The organism is Streptomyces sp. NPDC048182 (assembly GCF_043202555.1).
Taxonomy (GTDB): Bacteria; Actinomycetota; Actinomycetes; order Streptomycetales; family Streptomycetaceae; genus Streptomyces.
Map to the genome: position 1 here is coordinate 154,863 of NZ_JBIDAQ010000012.1, position 14,590 is coordinate 169,452.

Consider the following 14,590-nt stretch of genomic DNA (forward strand, 5'->3'; position numbering starts at 1 on the left):
CGGCTCCGAAAGGCTCCACCCGTGACTGTTGACGTCAGCAAGACGAGCGGTCCGTCGACACCCCCCTCCGGGCCGGACACCATCACGGCTGTCCCGGTCCGGCACCCGGGGCGGTACGTGTCGGCGGCCGTGGCACTCGCCCTGTTGGGCACCGTGGTCTACGCCTTCGCGCAAGGCAAGATCAACTGGGGTGCCATTCCCGACTACTTCTTCGACGAGCGCATTCTCGACGGTGTCTGGAACACCCTGCTGCTGACCGTGCTGTCCATGGTGATCGGCATCGTCGGCGGCATCCTCCTCGCCGTCATGCGCCTTTCGAAGAACCCGGTGACCTCGTCCATCTCCTGGTTCTACATCTGGTTCTTCCGCGGTACCCCGGTGCTGGTCCAGCTCTTCGTCTGGTTCAACCTCGGCCTGGTCTTCGAGTACATCAACCTGGGGCCGATCTACAAGGACTACTGGTCCTCGTTCATGACCCCGCTGCTGACGGCGCTGCTCGGCCTCGGTCTCAACGAGGCCGCCTACATGGCCGAGATCTGCCGTGCCGGTCTGCTCTCGGTCGACGAGGGCCAGACGGAGGCGTCGCACGCGCTCGGCATGAGCCATATGAAGACGCTGCGCCGGATCGTGATCCCGCAGGCGATGCGCGTCATCGTGCCGCCCACGGGCAACGAGGTCATCAACATGCTGAAGACCACCTCGCTGGTGTCGGCGGTCCAGTTCTCCGAGTTGTTCAAGCAGGCGCAGGACATCGGCCAGAACGCGGGCTCGACGGTGGAGATGTACTTCCTCGCCGCCGCCTGGTACCTGATCATGACCTCGGTCCTGAGCATGGGCCAGTACTACATCGAGCGGTTCTACGCCCGCGGCTCCAGCCGCAGCCTGCCGCCCACGCCGCTGCAGCGCTTCACCAACGCCGTACTGCCCACGCGCCGTCCGAAGGGAGCCTCGGCATGACGCAGCCCTCGCCCGCCATGGTCCGGGCGGAAGGTGTCCACAAGTCCTTCGGCCCCGTCGAGGTCCTCAAGGGCATCGACCTGGAAGTGAAGTCCGGCGAGGTGTTCTGCCTCATCGGCCCCTCCGGCTCGGGCAAGTCGACCTTCCTGCGCTGCATCAACCACCTGGAGAAGATCAACGCCGGGCGGCTGTGGGTGGACGGGGAGCTGGTGGGCTACCGCCAGAAGGGCGACAAGCTCTACGAGCTGAAGGACAGCGAGGTCGCCCTCAAGCGCCGGGACATCGGCATGGTCTTCCAGCGCTTCAACCTGTTCCCGCACATGACGGCCCTGGAGAACGTCATCGAGGCGCCCATCCAGGTCAAGGGCGTGAGCAAGGCGCAGGCCCGGGAGCAGGCGGGCCGGCTTCTGGAGCGGGTGGGCCTGGCCGACAAGGCCGGCAACTACCCCTCGCAGCTCTCCGGCGGCCAGCAGCAGCGGGTCGCCATCGCCCGGGCCCTCGCCATGGACCCCAAGCTGATGCTGTTCGACGAGCCGACCTCGGCCCTCGACCCGGAGCTGGTCGGCGACGTCCTGGACGTCATGCGCGACCTGGCCGAGTCCGGCATGACGATGGTCGTCGTCACCCACGAGATGGGGTTCGCCCGCGAGGTCGGCGACACCCTGGTCTTCATGGACGGCGGCGTGGTGGTCGAGTCGGGCAACCCGCGCGACGTGCTGACCGACCCGCAGCACGAGCGGACGAAGGCGTTCCTGTCCAAGGTGCTCTGACGCCGCCGGGTTCCGCAGGGGCGGTACGGGTCTCCCGTACCGCCCCTTCCCCTGTCCTGCCGGCGGCCTGTCCTGTCCGGCGGCTACTTGACCGCCAGCACCAGCGTGTCCGACGGCGAGCACCACACCGGCCGGGCCTCGCCGAAGCCCTGCTCGCGCAGTACGCGCGCGTGCCAGGTGGCCGAGGGCATGTCGCCGTCCGCGTGCTCGCCGTAGATCTCGAAGCGGCGGGCGGTGGGCGCGGCGAGCACCGGGTCGCGGCCGGCCACCTGCCACCACTCGGCCCAGTCCAGGGCGCCGCCCTTCCTCGCCTCGTCCATCCGGGCGTGCCGCTGGGCGCGCTCGGCGGCGTTGATCCGGGGCGTGGCCTCGTCGATCATGTGGTCGGCGTTCATGAAGACCCCGCCGTCCCGGACCAGCCCGGCGATCTGCCCGTACAGGGCGGTGAGCGGCTCGCTGTGCAGCCAGTGCAGGGCGGTGGCGGTCAGGACGGCGTCGTACGACCGGTGCGGCAGCCGGGCCGGCCAGTCGGGGTCCTTGAGATCGGCGGTGACCAGGCCGACCCGCTCGTCGCCCGCGAAGGTGCCCTCGGCGATGGCGAGGAGCGCGGGGTCGAGGTCGACGCCGGTGCTGGTGGCGTCCGGGAAGCGGGCGAGCAGGCGTGCGGTGATGGTGCCGGTGCCGCAGGCCAGGTCGAGCACCCGGGGCGCGGGGCCGGCCAGCGCCTCGACCATGTCGAGCATGATCCGGAAGCGGTCCTCCCGGTCCGGCATGTACCACTCCTGCTGCCGGTCCCAGCTCTCCTGCCAGGCGTGCCAGTCGGCACCGCTCGCCGTGGTGCTGCCGGTGTCCGCGTCCGTCATGGAGCCCCTCCAACGGTCGTCACGTAATACCCTGGAACCGCAGTCAGCCGTTACCTGGCCGCAGGCACGACCATAGAGCCCCTCGGTAAGGACTACAAGTGGACCTGGCCTCTTACTCGGACTACGCGGTGCGCCTCGTCAACACCGAGGAGCCGACGCGCGGGAGCGACGCGCTGACCTCGGTAGAGGCCGTGCGCGCCCTCTTCGGCGTCAGCCAGTCGGCGGCCCGGCGGGCCACCGAGGCGGACGTCACCCGCTTCCGCTCGGTCCGGGGCCGGCTGCGCGCGGTCTTCGAGGCCGCGGACGCCGGCGACGAGACGCTGGCGGTGGACCTGCTGAACTCGCTGCTCCTGGAGTTCCCGGTGAGCCCGCAGATCTCCGGGCACGACCACCGCGACGACGACGGCCGCCCGCTGTGGCACATGCACCTGGCGGACCACCCGTCCAACGCCACCGCCGGCTACGCGGCCATCGCGGCGATGGGCCTGGCCTTCCACCTCACCACGTACGGCGTGGACCGCCTCGGCCTGTGCGAGGCGGCTCCCTGCCGCAACGCCTACCTGGACACCTCCACCAACCGCTCCCGGCGCTACTGCTCCGACCGCTGCGCCACCCGCGCCAACGTGGCGGCCTACCGGGCCCGCAAGCGCCTGGAGGCGGACCGGTCTGACAGCACCGGGCGGACGGCGGCCAGCGCCCAGCGCGCGACGGCGAGCGGCGAGCGCTGATCCGGCCGGGGCGGCCGGTAGCGCAGCCGCGCCCGGCCGAGCACCAGCTCCTCGGGTACGACCCCGTAGTCGGTGCTGTCACCGCCCGCGAAGGCGTTGTCCCCGAGGACCCACCAGCCCGCCCCGCGCCGTTCGACGGCCCGCTTGACCACGAGCAGGTCCTGCTGGAAGGGGTGGCGCAGCACGACCACGTCACCGGGCCTGATACCGGCGCCCCAGTGCACGAGGAGCACGTCCCCGTGGTGCAGGGTCGGCACCATGGACGGCCCGGTCACGTCGGCCGGACCGAACGGCAGCGGTCCTCCGCGCTCGGACTCCTGCGACAGCTCCGGCATCTCCGGTACCTCCCCGGTCATTCCTCCACCAGTCTCAGTCTCACCCCGGACTTTTGTCCTAAGCCCACCGGGGCACTCGCGAAAACGACGTCCGCAGGGAGTAATGTCCACCCTGAGAAGACGATCACGAGGAAGGAACGCTGCATGCTTTCCCGCCTGTTTGCCCCCAGGGTCACGGTCAGCGCCCACTGCGACCTGCCCTGCGGCGTGTACGACCCCGCCCAGGCCCGCATCGAGGCGGAGTCGGTCAAGGCCGTCCAGGAGAAGATGGCCGGAAACGACGACCCTCACTTCCAGGCGCGCGCCACCGTCATCAAGGAGCAGCGAGCCGAGCTCGCCAAGCACCACGTCTCCGTGCTGTGGAGCGACTACTTCAAGCCCCCGCACTTCGAGAAGTACCCGGAGCTGCACCAGCTGGTCAACGACACCCTGAAGGCCCTCTCGGCCGCCAAGGCGTCCACCGACCCGGCCAGCGGCCAGAAGGCGCTGGACTACATCGCCCAGATCGACAAGATCTTCTGGGAGACGAAGAAGGCCTGATCTCTGGCTAGGCAGCCTGACCTGCGGTTTCGCGGGTCACATCGCCTACCTGTCCGCACCCGGTCCGCAGTCCGCCGAGCACGGCGTCCATGACGGACCGGGTGCGGTCTTCTTCGCCCGGCCACAGGTGCGCGTAGATCCGCAGCGCGGGTCGACGTTCTGACCAAGCCGGGTGAGCGGATCACCCCGCTCCGATCGCGGTACTCCGTGCCGGAACTGCACGCGCTTCGCGACCGGTTACCCGACTGGCTGGTCCCGCTACGCGGCACTGCCGGGGGCTCGGCATTCGGCGACTCCGTTGGCGCGTAGATCTGGAAACCTGACGGCCATGCCCGCACCCTCCATCACCTTCGGCAGTCTCCCCTCTCGCGCTCGCACCGCCGTCGAGGCCGAGACCGACTCGATTCTCAGGATTGAGAACGTCAATACCGGTCTCAACAGCCCCCTCTCCGCGCTCGCACACACCGCCGACGGAGTCGTCTTCCTCAAGGGCCTGCGCACCGACCACCGCTGGGTCTGGACGCAGCAACGCGAGGCAGACATCAACCCGTACGTGACCCCGCTCGCCCCGCGCCTGCTCTTCCACGTCATCGCCGACGGCTGGGACGTCCTCGGCTTTGAGACCATCGACGGCCACCATGCCGACTACTCACCGGACTCCCCGGACTTACCCAAAGTCGCCGGGGCCCTCCGAGAGCTCGCCTCCCTCCCCTGCCCCGACATCGAACTCCGGCACGCCGAACAACGCCTGGCCCGCTACGTCGCCGACCCCGCAGACGCGGACGCTTTCGCAGGGAACGCGCTGCTCCACACCGACTGGAACAACCACAACGTCCTCATCACCCACGACCGCGCCCACCTCGTCGACTGGGGCTGGGCCACCCGCGGAGCGGCCTGGCTCGATCCGGCCCACTGGATCATCTGGCTCATCTCGGCCGGCCACACACCATCGGCCGCAGAGGAGGCGGTCGCGTCTCTTCCCACCTGGGCATCGGCCCCACCCCGAGCAGTGGACGCCTTCGCCGACGCCGGCGCGAACCTCTGGGATGAGATCGCGGGCTCCGCTTCAGACGACTGGACAATGAACATGCTCACCGCCGCACGGCTCTGGCGCCAGCATCGAAGCCATAGCTACGGCTGGCAGTAGGGGCGCCTGCCCCTTCTGATCACTGACCTGGCCCATTGCAGGGGCCCGGCCGCATCGGCGGTCGCGTTCCTGTGTCGTGTTCTCAGCGTGTCCTGGTGTACGTCCGCACCATCGCCCCGCCCGCCGTCGTGTGCACCGCGTCCAGGGTGAAGGCGGTGACCGCGAAGTCCGAGGCGAACATCGGCATTCCGGAGCCCAGGACGATGGGGAGGGTCTTGACGACCAGTTCGTCGATCTCGTCCAGCAGTTCGCCGGCGAGGGTCGCGCCGCCGCAGAGGTAGATGCCGAGGCCGCCCTCCTCCGCCTTCAGCTCCCGGACTCGGGCGACCAGGTCCGTCGAGATGATCTCCACGTGGGGGTCGGGCGACTCGGTGAGGCTCCGGGAGGCCACGTACTCGCGGAGGTGGGCGTAGGGGCTGGTGATGCCCTCCTTCAGCGCCAGGTCGTAGCTGGCGCGGCCCTGGATCACCGTGTCGAACCGCCTGTTCGGCACCGCGTCGACGCCGAGCTGCCGGCGGGCGTGCGTCGGCAGGGTCTCCGGATACTCCGCGGTGAGATGGCCGAGGTACTCCTCGTCCAGGTAGGCGTACATCGCGGTCGCGTCGCCGTCCGGGGCTCCGATGAAGCCGTCGATGGAGCAGGCGATGAGGTACGTGAGCTTGCGCAACTGTGCTTCTTTCGTCGGGGGCAGTCGGCGTGGAGCAACAACTACATTTATAGTGCTTCAGGTGTAGTGGTTGCAAGGAGATTGTCGGAGGAAGGTTGCGTGCATGGTCAGCAATCCGCAGCGGCGTGCCGCTCTGGTCGACGCCGGGATCGAGGTACTGGCCCGGGAGGGGGCGCGCGGTCTCACCTACCGCGCGGTGGACACCGAGGCCGGGGTGCCGACCGGCACCGCCTCCAACTACTTCGCCGACCGCGACGACCTGCTGCGCCAGATCGACGTGCGGCTGCACCAGCGCCTCACGCCCGACCCGGAGGTGCTGTCCCGGCTGATGGCCGGGCCGAAGGACCGCGCGCTGGTCACCGCGCTGATGCACGACCTGATGGGCCGGGCGACCCGGGACCGCACCGGGTACCTGGGGCTGCTCGAGATGCGCCTGGAGGCCACCCGGCGGCCGGAACTGCGCGCCTCCTACACGAAGTCGGTGCGCGCGGATCTGACAGAGGGCATGGAGTTCCACCGATCGGCCGGCCTGCCCGGCGACGACGAGACGGTCACCGTGCTCTACCTGGCGATGCTCGGCCTCATCCTGGAGCACCTGACCCTGCCCGACGTCCTGCGGGACGCCCTCCCCGGAGTCGGCGTCCCGGACGGCCTGATCGAGCGGATCGTGGCGACGGTGGTACCCGAGGCGTGAGGCCGTCCCGAGGCGTGAGGCCGTGGCGAGGCGCGGTCAGCCCCGAGGCGCGGGCTCGCGCCACATCGGCCACATCCGGGGGCCGTCCTCCGGCAGGTCGAGGACCGGGCCGGTGACGGCGAAGCCCAGCCGCTCGTACAGGCCGCGGCTGCGGGCGCTGCTCGCCTCCAGGTAGGCGGGCAGGCCCTCGCGGTCGCAGCGGTCGAGGGCCGACTCGATGAGCGCGGTGCCCAGCCCCTCGCCCTGCCGCGCCGGGTCCACGCCGATCATCCAGAGGTACTCGTGGGCGCGGCCGGCGGGATGGATTCGGGCGGTCAGCCGGGCGATCTGCTCGACCCGCGGGTTGTCCGGGTCCACGGCCTCGCGCACCAGCACCGCCTCGTCCACGCCGGCGGGTTCCCGCTCGTGCCCGCCGCCCGCCGGCACCGGCAGCCACAGCGCGCAGGCCGCGCCGTCCTCGGCGAGGTCGACGCGGCCGTCCGCGAAGGTGGCGTCGGCGAAGGCGGCCATGAGCCGGTGGTGGGTCAGGCGCCGGTATTCCGCGCCCGGGAAGACCCAGCAGCTCACCGGGTCCTCCTGGAAGGCCACGTCGAGGAGCCGGACCACCAGGTCCCGGTCGGCCTCTCCCGCCGCCCGTATCGCCACGCCCATCCGCCGCCCACCCCTTCGACTCAACGACGCCTGATCACAAGGCGGTTGCAGCCTAACCGGTGTGGACTCACCCGCTGCGCCGGGTCACGAACTCCGCCAGCGCGAGCAGGTCGCCCGCCCGCTCCGGGTCGGGCACGGCGCGGGCCAACTCCTGCACGGCCCGGGCCATCCGGTCGGCCGCCTGGTCCTGCGCCCAGTCCCGGCCGCCGGCCCGCTCCACGATCGCGGCGGTGCTCGCCAGGTCCTCCTTCCCCTCCTCGTACGGCGCCGCGTACAGCTCGGCGAGCCGGGCGGCGGCCGGGGTGCCGGAGGTGAGGGCGGCCACCACCGGCAGCGACTTCTTGCGGGCCGCCAGGTCCGCGCCGGCGGGCTTGCCGCTGCGGACCGGGTCGCCCCATATGCCGATCACGTCGTCGATGAGCTGGAACGCCAGCCCGGCCTGGCGACCGAAGGCGTCCAGCGCCGCCACCTCCTCCGCACCGGCGCCGGCGTACAGGCCCCCGAGGGCGCAGGCGCAGCCCAGCAGTGCTCCCGTCTTGGCCTCGGCCATGGCGAGCGTCTCGTCGAGCGTGACCTCGTCCGGCGCGCGGTGCTCCAGGGCCGTGTCCGTGTGCTGCCCCTCGCACAGCTCCACCACGCAGTCCGCGAGCCGGGCGGACGCCGCGCCGGAGGCCCGGTGGCGGTCCGTCGCCAGCAGCCGCAGGGCCAGGGCCTGGAGGGCGTCCCCGGCGAGGATCGCGTCGGCGTCCCCGAACACGGTCCACGCGGTGGGCCGGTGGCGCCGGGTGGTGTCCCGGTCCATCACGTCGTCGTGCAGCAGGGTGAAGTTGTGGACCAGCTCCACCGCCGCGGCAGCCCGCACCGCCCCCGCCCGGGCACCGGGGCCGCCGAGCGCGGCGGCCGAGGCGAGGACCAGTGCGGGACGGATCGCCTTGCCGGCGTCCCCCGTGGCCGGAGTGCCGTCCGCGTGCTGCCAGCCGAAGTGGTAGAGCCCGATCCGGCGCATGGTGGCGGGCAGCGACGCGAGGGCCGACCGCAGCTCGGGGTCGACCGATGCCCGCGAGCGCCGCAGCAGCGCCGGCGCCTCCTCCCCGACGACCACGCCGGACGCCTGGTCGTGCTCGGGCCCTTGGCCCCGCTCACGCCCTTGGCCCCGCTCGGGGCCTTGCCTGGGCCCGGGCGTCCGACCAGGCTGGGGCACTTGGCCGCGCTCGGAGCCCTGGTCGCCCTCGGAGCCCTGGTCGCCCTCGGAGCCCTGGCCGCGCTCGGAGCCTTGGTCCCCCTGGGGCCCCTGGTCCCGCTGCGTGCCGATGAGGCCGCGCCGCTCCAGGGTGCCGGTGGGGCGCTCCGCCTCCGCCGCGCCGGGCCGGGCCTTCGTCATCCGCGCGCCCCCTTCCCCCACCCCGCGTACCCCGGGGCATACCCGCCCCGGGGAGGGCGGGAACGCCGGGTGCCGGACGGCGGCGTCACCTCCAGCGGCCGATCTCGACGTTCTCCAGCACCCCGAGCGCGTCCGGCACCAGGACGGCGGCCGAGTAGTAGGCCGTGACCAGGTACTTGATGACGGCCTGCTCATTGATGCCCATGAAGCGCACCGACAGGCTCGGCTCGATCTCGTCCGGGATGCCGGTGGCCCGGAGGCCGATCACGCCCTGGTCCTGCTCGCCGGTGCGCATCGCGATGATCGAGGTGGTGCGGGCCTCGGTGACCGGGATCTTGTTGCACGGGTAGATCGGCACACCGCGCCAGGTGGGGATGCGGTTGCCCGCGATGTCGATGGTCTCGGGGACCAGTCCGCGCCGGTTCAGCTCGCGGCCGAAGGCGGCGATGGCCCGGGGGTGGGCGAGGAGGAGCTTGGTGCCCCGGCGCCGGCTGAGCAGCTCGTCCAGGTCGTCGGGCGACGGCACGCCCTCGTGCGGCTGGAGCCGCTGGTCGTACTCGCAGTTGTGCAGCAGGCCGAACTCGCGGTTGTTGATCAGCTCGTGCTCCTGGCGCTCCTTCAACGCCTCTACGGTGAGCCGGATCTGCTGCTCCGTCTGGTTCATCGGCTGGTTGTACAGGTCGGCCACGCGCGAGTGGATGCGCAGCACGGTCTGGGCGACGCTCAGTTCGTACTCGCGGGGCCGGGCCTCGTAGTCGACGAAGGTGTGCGGGATGTCCGGCTCGCCGCTGTGGCCGGCGGCGAGCTCGATCGCCTTCTCGCCCTGCTTGTTGGTGCGCTGCTTGGGGATGGAGCGCTGGCGCTGGAGGTGGTCCCGCAGGACGCCGGCGCGCTCGGCGACCTGCTCCACGGCCTGGCGGGGCAGCACCAGGACCGTGCAGGCGGTGACCGCGCGGGCGGTGTACTCCCAGATGGCGTCGCCGTCGAGCAGCGACGCCTCGCCGAAGTAGGCGCCGTCGGCGAGGACTCCGAGGACCGCGTCGTCGCCGTAGGGCCCGGTGCCGACCTTCTCGACCTTGCCGTGCGCGAGCAGGAAGACCTCGTCGGCCTGGCCGCCGAACGAGGTGATCACGTCGCCCGGGCCGAACTCCCGCTGCTCGCACCGCCGGGCCAGCTCCGAGAGCACCTCCTCGTCCTCGAAGGAGCGTAGGGCCGGCAGCTCGCCGAGTTCGGCGGGGACGACCTCCACCCGGTCCCCGGACTTCACGAACGTCACCCGGCCGTCGCCCACGGCGAAGGTCAGCCGGCGGTTCACCCGGTACGTGCCGCCCTGGATGTCCACCCAGGGCAGCGAGCGCAGCAGCCAGCGCGAGCTGATCTCCTGCATCTGCGGCACCGACTTGGTGGTGGTGGCCAGATTCCGCGCGGCCGCCGTGCCGAGACTCTGCTGCGGCTTGCCCTGCTCGGTGCGGACCTCTTCGCCTACCGACATAAGGAACTGCCCTCCCGGTCCTACCGGACTCCCGCGTCCGGCATCGCTGTTGCTGCGACCAGCCTTCCTCACGGAGCGTGCTGGTGCTATTACACGAAAGAGCGGGAATGGATCTCGCTCGCCCGGGGCATTGGCGGGCGATCCGGCAGACAGCGCGAAGGAGGCGGCCATGGCCTCACCCATGTCCGCGAGCACGTTCATCACGGCACTGAGGGCCGAGGGCCTCACCGTCGTCGAGGTCGGGGACTGGCGGCACCACAACCGCAACCACAAGGGGCCCTGGGGGCCCGTGCACGGCGTGATGATCCACCACACGGTGACCAAGGGCAGCGCGCAGACCGTGGAGATGTGCCGCGCCGGCTACGCGGGCCTGCCGGGGCCGCTGTGCCACGGCGTGATCACCAAGGACGGCCGGGTCCACCTGGTCGGCTACGGCCGCGCCAACCACGCGGGCCTCGGCGACGACGACGTGCTCCGCGCGGTCATCGCGGAGAAGGCGCTGCCGCCGGACAACGAGGCGAACACCGACGGCAACCGGCACTTCTACGGCTTCGAGTGCGAGAACCTGGGCGACGGCGCCGACCCCTGGCCGGCCGCCCAGCTGACGGCGATCGAGCGGGCCGCCGCGGCGGTCTGCCGCCACCACGGCTGGACGGAGCGCTCCGTCATCGGCCATCTGGAGTGGCAGCCGGGGAAGATCGACCCCCGCGGCTTCACGATGGCGTCGATGCGGGGGCGGATCGGGGCCCGCCTGAAGTGACGGGCGCTTGAAGTGACGGGCGCCTGACGCGACGCGCGCTCCCGCCGGCCGGGGCCGGACAATGGCGGGGTGACCCGTACCGACCCCGCCCCCGGCCTCGCCGCGCTGCGCCCCCGGCTGCCCTCGCCCCTCCAGGAGGCGGTCGACGGGCGGTTCGAGCGGCGCGGCGTCCGGCTGCTGCTGAAGCGGGACGACCTGATCCACCCGGAGCTGGTCGGCAACAAGTGGCGCAAGCTCACGCCGAACCTCGCCGCGGCGCGCGGACGCACCGTCGTCACCTTCGGCGGCGCCTACTCCAACCACCTGCGCGCCACGGCCGCCGCCGGCCGGCTGCTCGGGCTGCCCACCGTCGGGGTGGTGCGCGGCCAGGAGCTGGCCGGCCGGCCGCTCAACCCCTCCCTCGCCCGGTGCGCCGCCGACGGGATGCGGCTGCACTTCGCGGAGCGCTCCGCGTACCGCCGCAAGACCGAGCCGGAGGTCCTGGCGGGCCTGCTGCGCGCGGCCGGCGCCGAGGACGCGCTCGTGGTGCCCGAGGGCGGCAGCAATGCCGCGGCCGTCCGCGGCTGCCAGGCCCTGGGCGAGGAGCTGGGCGGCCACGCGGACGTCGCCGTCCTCGCCTGCGGCACCGGCGGCACGCTCGCCGGCCTCGCCGCGGGGCTGCCGCCGGGGCAGCGGGCCCTCGGCATACCCGTGCTGCGGGGCGGCTTCCTGGCCGGAGACGTCCGCCGGCTCCAGGAGGCGGCGTTCGGCGGCCCGCGCGGCGACTGGCGCCTGGACGAGCGCTTCCACGGCGGCGGTTACGCCCGTACCACCTCGCGCCTCGACGCCTTCGCCGAGGACTTCGAGGACCGCCACGGCCTCGCCGTGGAGCGGGTCTACGTCGCCAAGATGCTGTACGGGCTGCTCGCCCTCGTGGAGGAGGACGCCTTCCCGCGCGGGACGACGGTGGCCGCGGTGATCACCGGCCGCCCGTTCCCCTGACCCCCCGCCCGGCACACCCCCCGCCCGGCACACCCTCCGTCAGGCCGTCTCCCGGTAGGCCGCCGCCTCCTCCAGGTCGAGCCGGCGCAGCAGCGTGCGCAGCATCTCGTCGTCGATGTAGCGGCCGTCCCGGAGCCGGACGAAGACCTCGCGCTCCGCGCTGATCATCTCCCGGGAGAGCCGCCGGTAGGTGTCGTCGACGCTCTCCCCGGTGAGGGCGTTGGTCTGCCCGAGCCGCTCCCAGACGGCGTTGCGGCGCCGCTCCAGGACCTGGCGCAGCCGGTCGGCGAGCGAGGCGGGCAGGGCGTTGCGCTCGTCGGCGAGGAGGTCGTCCAGGCGGTGCTCGGCGGCCCGGGACGCCTGCGCCTGGGCGTTGGCCTCCGCGAGCGTCTCGGTCTGCGCGTCGCGCGCGGGGAACCTCAGCCGGCGGATCAGCGGCGGCAGGGTGACGCCCTGCACGACGAGGGTGCCGATCACCGTGGTGAAGGTCAGGAAGAGGATGAGGTTGCGCTCGGGGAACGGCTCGCCCCCGTGCACGGTGAGCGGGATGGAGAAGGCGATGGCCAGCGAGACCACGCCCCGCATCCCGGCCCAGGCGATCACGAAGGGCCCCTTCCAGGTGGGGTTCTCCTCCCGCGCGCGTACGCGTGCCGACACGATCCGGGGCAGGAAGGTCGCCGGATACACCCAGGCGAACCGCGCCAGGGCGACCACCAGGAAGACGGCCACGGCGTACCAGGCGGCGACGGCGCCCTCGTACTCCCCCAGGCCCTTGAGGACGACGGGCAGCTGGAGGCCGATCAGGGCGAAGACGGCCGCCTCCAGGACGAAGGCGACCATCTTCCAGACGGCGTCCTCCTGGAGGCGGGTGGCGAAGTCGACCTCCCACGCGCGGTGGCCGAGGTAGAGCGCGACGACCACCACGGCCAGCACCCCGGAGGCGTGCACCTGCTCGGCGACGGCGTAGGCCGCGAAGGGGATCAGCAGGGAGAGGGTGTTCTGGAGCAGCGCCTCCTTCACGTGGGTGCGCAGCCAGTGGAGCGGCACCATGAGGACGAGCCCGACGCCGACGCCGCCGACGGCGGCGATCAGGAACTCGACGGTGCCGGCCGCCCAGGTGGCGCCCTCGCCGACGGCCGCGGCGAGGGCGACCCGGAAGGCGGTGATCGCGGTGGCGTCGTTCACCAGGGACTCGCCCTGGAGGATGGTGGTGATCCGGGAGGGCAGCCCGACCCGGCGGGCGACCGCGGTGGCCGCGACGGCGTCCGGCGGGGCCACCACGGCGCCGAGCACCAGGGCCGCGGTCAAGGGCAGGCCGGGCACGATCAGGTAGGCGGCCCAGCCGACCACGAAGGTCGCGAAGAGCACGTAGCCCACGGACAGCAGGGCGACCGGCCGCAGCTGGGCCCTGAGGTCCAGGTAGGAGCTGTCGATGGTCGCCGTGTACAGCAGCGGGGGCAGCAGCAGCGGCAGCACGATGTGCGGGTCGAGGGTGTAGTCGGGCACCCCGGGGACATAGGCGACCGCCAGTCCGACCGCGACCAGCAGGAGCGGTGCCGGCACCGGGGTGCGCCGGCCCGCCGCCGCGATCGCGGCGCTGCCCGCCACCAGCAGCAGCAGCGGCATCACGTCCATCGTCCTCGCCCACCCTCTTCTTGCGCGCGGTCGCCCGCACCGGCGTCGTAACCTGGCAATCATGAAACAGTGCACGCACGCCGACGCGCTGCCCCACCCGGAACCGGAGCCACTGAGCGAGACCTGCCGGGAGTGCCTGGCCGAGGGCACGGATCCGGTCCAGCTGCGCCTGTGCCTCGCCTGCGGGCACGTCGGCTGCTGCGACTCCTCCCCGAACCAGCACGCGACGGCGCACTTCAAGGAGACCGGCCACCCGATCATGCGCACCTGGGAGCCCGGCGAGGACTGGCGCTGGTGCTTCGTCGACCACGTCCTGGTCTGACACCGGACCGGGACGGTTCGAGAGGGCGGCACCTGGGTACGTCAACCCGGCGCGCGCTCCTCCGATTTGGGCCCGCCCGACCCCTAGCCACTGTGCGTGTTCGGGTGTTTACTATGAGTGACAGCACGGGGTCGGGGTCTCGGGGACAGGAGAGTTCGGAGCGCGATACCGTCACCGCTGAACCACGTATCGCGTTGCCCCCGGGGATGCTCCTGGTCCTGTAACGCTTGTACCACCTTGGAGGTGAGGGTGTCCCAGATCGCAGGCGAACCCGCGACCCAGGACTTCGTCGAGGTCCGGCTGCCGGCCGCGGGTGCCTACCTGTCGGTGCTGCGCACGGCGACGGCCGGCCTCGCGGCCCGCCTGGACTTCACCCTCGACGAGATCGAGGACCTGCGCATCGCCGTGGACGAGGCCTGCGCGATCCTGCTCCAGCAGGCCGTGTCCGGCTCGGTGCTCAGCTGCGTCTTCCGCCTCGTCGACGACTCGTTGGAGGTCACCGTCTCGGCGCCGACCACCGACGGTCACGCTCCGTCACGGGACACGTTCGCCTGGACCGTCCTGTCCGCCCTGGCGGGCAAGGTCTCCTCCGCGGTGGACGAGGACAAGACCGTGTCGATCAGCCTCTACAAACAGCGCGGCGCGGGCCCCGGGCCGGCGTGAGGAA

The 14,590-nt window shown here is 72.0% G+C and carries 17 protein-coding genes and 1 pseudogene; 10 read left to right on the top strand and 8 right to left on the bottom strand.

What is annotated here, in order from left to right; genetic code table 11:
• Positions 1 to 21: 21 nt before the first annotated feature.
• Together ACGFZL_RS23155 and ACGFZL_RS23160 are read left to right on the top strand one after the other, a co-directional pair.
• Positions 22 to 957 carry an amino acid ABC transporter permease gene (locus ACGFZL_RS23155; RefSeq protein WP_393694314.1) on the top strand — a complete coding sequence of 312 codons (936 nt, stop codon included), beginning with the start codon at positions 22 to 24 and terminating at the stop codon, positions 955 to 957.
• Entirely contained in the window at positions 954 to 1,727 is a 774-nt protein-coding gene (locus ACGFZL_RS23160; protein ID WP_355169675.1) for an amino acid ABC transporter ATP-binding protein, read from the top strand. Before ACGFZL_RS23155 ends, ACGFZL_RS23160 begins: the two co-directional genes overlap by 4 nt.
• A gap of 83 nt (positions 1,728 to 1,810) precedes the next feature.
• On the opposite strand, the gene ACGFZL_RS23165 is transcribed toward ACGFZL_RS23160, so the two are convergent.
• Positions 1,811 to 2,590, bottom strand: coding sequence for a class I SAM-dependent methyltransferase (locus ACGFZL_RS23165; RefSeq protein ID WP_393694316.1), 780 nt, complete (start codon positions 2,588 to 2,590; stop codon positions 1,811 to 1,813).
• Between the two features lie 98 nt (positions 2,591 to 2,688).
• Here ACGFZL_RS23165 and ACGFZL_RS23170 point away from each other — a divergent pair, with 98 nt between their 5' ends.
• The gene (locus tag ACGFZL_RS23170) at positions 2,689 to 3,318 is read left to right on the top strand and encodes a CGNR zinc finger domain-containing protein (protein ID WP_393694318.1); all 630 of its coding nucleotides are present in this window, start codon (positions 2,689 to 2,691) and stop codon (positions 3,316 to 3,318) included.
• Here the strand turns inward: ACGFZL_RS23170 and sodX are convergent.
• Complete coding sequence (gene sodX / locus ACGFZL_RS23175) at positions 3,222 to 3,653, bottom strand: nickel-type superoxide dismutase maturation protease (RefSeq protein WP_355169976.1); 432 nt, start codon at positions 3,651 to 3,653, stop codon at positions 3,222 to 3,224. The two genes, ACGFZL_RS23170 and sodX, sit on opposite strands and share 97 nt — an antisense overlap.
• A gap of 144 nt (positions 3,654 to 3,797) precedes the next feature.
• Between sodX and sodN the strand changes: the two genes are divergently transcribed.
• Positions 3,798 to 4,193 carry a superoxide dismutase, Ni gene (gene sodN / locus ACGFZL_RS23180; protein ID WP_355169669.1) on the top strand — a complete coding sequence of 132 codons (396 nt, stop codon included), beginning with the start codon at positions 3,798 to 3,800 and terminating at the stop codon, positions 4,191 to 4,193.
• Between the two features lie 7 nt (positions 4,194 to 4,200).
• Here sodN and ACGFZL_RS23185 read toward each other — a convergent pair.
• Positions 4,201 to 4,338 (bottom strand): annotated as a pseudogene (locus tag ACGFZL_RS23185) (site-specific integrase); the annotation flags it as partial.
• A gap of 183 nt (positions 4,339 to 4,521) precedes the next feature.
• Between ACGFZL_RS23185 and ACGFZL_RS23190 the strand changes: the two are divergent.
• Positions 4,522 to 5,340 (top strand): aminoglycoside phosphotransferase, encoded by an 819-nt coding sequence (locus tag ACGFZL_RS23190; RefSeq protein WP_393694320.1) that lies wholly within the window; start codon positions 4,522 to 4,524, stop codon positions 5,338 to 5,340.
• A gap of 82 nt (positions 5,341 to 5,422) precedes the next feature.
• Here the strand turns inward: ACGFZL_RS23190 and ACGFZL_RS23195 are convergent, their stop codons facing one another.
• Positions 5,423 to 6,007: a dihydrofolate reductase family protein gene (locus ACGFZL_RS23195; RefSeq protein ID WP_393694322.1), complete on the bottom strand. Its 585-nt coding sequence runs from the start codon at positions 6,005 to 6,007 to the stop codon at positions 5,423 to 5,425.
• Between the two features lie 103 nt (positions 6,008 to 6,110).
• Here ACGFZL_RS23195 and ACGFZL_RS23200 point away from each other — a divergent pair, with 103 nt between their 5' ends.
• Positions 6,111 to 6,701: a TetR family transcriptional regulator gene (locus ACGFZL_RS23200; protein ID WP_355169663.1), complete on the top strand. Its 591-nt coding sequence runs from the start codon at positions 6,111 to 6,113 to the stop codon at positions 6,699 to 6,701.
• Positions 6,702 to 6,737: 36 nt separating this feature from the next.
• Here the strand turns inward: ACGFZL_RS23200 and ACGFZL_RS23205 are convergent, their stop codons facing one another.
• From ACGFZL_RS23205 to ACGFZL_RS23215, 3 genes are all read right to left on the bottom strand, one after another.
• Positions 6,738 to 7,352: a GNAT family N-acetyltransferase gene (locus ACGFZL_RS23205; RefSeq protein WP_393694324.1), complete on the bottom strand. Its 615-nt coding sequence runs from the start codon at positions 7,350 to 7,352 to the stop codon at positions 6,738 to 6,740.
• 67 nt (positions 7,353 to 7,419) lie between these two features.
• Positions 7,420 to 8,733 carry a family 2 encapsulin nanocompartment cargo protein polyprenyl transferase gene (locus ACGFZL_RS23210; protein ID WP_393694326.1) on the bottom strand — a complete coding sequence of 438 codons (1,314 nt, stop codon included), beginning with the start codon at positions 8,731 to 8,733 and terminating at the stop codon, positions 7,420 to 7,422.
• 85 nt (positions 8,734 to 8,818) lie between these two features.
• Complete coding sequence (locus ACGFZL_RS23215) at positions 8,819 to 10,225, bottom strand: family 2B encapsulin nanocompartment shell protein (protein WP_393694328.1); 1,407 nt, start codon at positions 10,223 to 10,225, stop codon at positions 8,819 to 8,821.
• A gap of 181 nt (positions 10,226 to 10,406) precedes the next feature.
• Here ACGFZL_RS23215 and ACGFZL_RS23220 point away from each other — a divergent pair, with 181 nt between their 5' ends.
• Together ACGFZL_RS23220 and ACGFZL_RS23225 are read left to right on the top strand one after the other, a co-directional pair.
• A complete protein-coding gene (locus tag ACGFZL_RS23220; RefSeq protein WP_355169974.1) occupies positions 10,407 to 10,985 on the top strand; it encodes an N-acetylmuramoyl-L-alanine amidase in 579 nt (192 codons plus the stop codon).
• A 69-nt stretch (positions 10,986 to 11,054) separates the two neighbouring features.
• On the top strand, positions 11,055 to 11,966 hold the full coding sequence (locus tag ACGFZL_RS23225) for a 1-aminocyclopropane-1-carboxylate deaminase/D-cysteine desulfhydrase (RefSeq protein ID WP_393694330.1): 912 nt from the start codon (positions 11,055 to 11,057) through the stop codon (positions 11,964 to 11,966).
• Positions 11,967 to 12,005: 39 nt separating this feature from the next.
• On the opposite strand, the gene ACGFZL_RS23230 is transcribed toward ACGFZL_RS23225, so the two are convergent.
• Positions 12,006 to 13,601 carry a Na+/H+ antiporter gene (locus tag ACGFZL_RS23230; RefSeq protein ID WP_355169654.1) on the bottom strand — a complete coding sequence of 532 codons (1,596 nt, stop codon included), beginning with the start codon at positions 13,599 to 13,601 and terminating at the stop codon, positions 12,006 to 12,008.
• Between the two features lie 61 nt (positions 13,602 to 13,662).
• Between ACGFZL_RS23230 and ACGFZL_RS23235 the strand changes: the two genes are divergently transcribed.
• Together ACGFZL_RS23235 and ACGFZL_RS23240 are read left to right on the top strand one after the other, a co-directional pair.
• Positions 13,663 to 13,923, top strand: coding sequence for a UBP-type zinc finger domain-containing protein (locus tag ACGFZL_RS23235; RefSeq protein WP_355169652.1), 261 nt, complete (start codon positions 13,663 to 13,665; stop codon positions 13,921 to 13,923).
• A gap of 249 nt (positions 13,924 to 14,172) precedes the next feature.
• Positions 14,173 to 14,586, top strand: a complete 414-nt coding sequence (locus ACGFZL_RS23240) for an anti-sigma regulatory factor (protein WP_161069408.1) — start codon at positions 14,173 to 14,175, stop codon at positions 14,584 to 14,586.
• The last annotated feature ends 4 nt before the right edge of the window (positions 14,587 to 14,590 follow it).

What these genes read in the sequence shown, in the direction of transcription:
- ACGFZL_RS23160 (WP_355169675.1), top strand. Translation starts at nt 954, where the DNA reads ATGACGCAGCCCTCGCCCGCCATGGTCCGGGCGGAAGGTGTCCACAAG.
- ACGFZL_RS23165 (WP_393694316.1), bottom strand. Translation starts at nt 2,590, where the DNA reads ATGACGGACGCGGACACCGGCAGCACCACGGCGAGCGGTGCCGACTGG.
- sodX (WP_355169976.1), bottom strand. Translation starts at nt 3,653, where the DNA reads ATGCCGGAGCTGTCGCAGGAGTCCGAGCGCGGAGGACCGCTGCCGTTC.
- sodN (WP_355169669.1), top strand. Translation starts at nt 3,798, where the DNA reads ATGCTTTCCCGCCTGTTTGCCCCCAGGGTCACGGTCAGCGCCCACTGC.
- ACGFZL_RS23190 (WP_393694320.1), top strand. Translation starts at nt 4,522, where the DNA reads ATGCCCGCACCCTCCATCACCTTCGGCAGTCTCCCCTCTCGCGCTCGC.
- ACGFZL_RS23200 (WP_355169663.1), top strand. Translation starts at nt 6,111, where the DNA reads ATGGTCAGCAATCCGCAGCGGCGTGCCGCTCTGGTCGACGCCGGGATC.
- ACGFZL_RS23205 (WP_393694324.1), bottom strand. Translation starts at nt 7,352, where the DNA reads ATGGGCGTGGCGATACGGGCGGCGGGAGAGGCCGACCGGGACCTGGTG.
- ACGFZL_RS23210 (WP_393694326.1), bottom strand. Translation starts at nt 8,733, where the DNA reads ATGACGAAGGCCCGGCCCGGCGCGGCGGAGGCGGAGCGCCCCACCGGC.
- ACGFZL_RS23215 (WP_393694328.1), bottom strand. Translation starts at nt 10,225, where the DNA reads ATGTCGGTAGGCGAAGAGGTCCGCACCGAGCAGGGCAAGCCGCAGCAG.
- ACGFZL_RS23220 (WP_355169974.1), top strand. Translation starts at nt 10,407, where the DNA reads ATGTCCGCGAGCACGTTCATCACGGCACTGAGGGCCGAGGGCCTCACC.
- ACGFZL_RS23230 (WP_355169654.1), bottom strand. Translation starts at nt 13,601, where the DNA reads ATGGACGTGATGCCGCTGCTGCTGCTGGTGGCGGGCAGCGCCGCGATC.
- ACGFZL_RS23235 (WP_355169652.1), top strand. Translation starts at nt 13,663, where the DNA reads ATGAAACAGTGCACGCACGCCGACGCGCTGCCCCACCCGGAACCGGAG.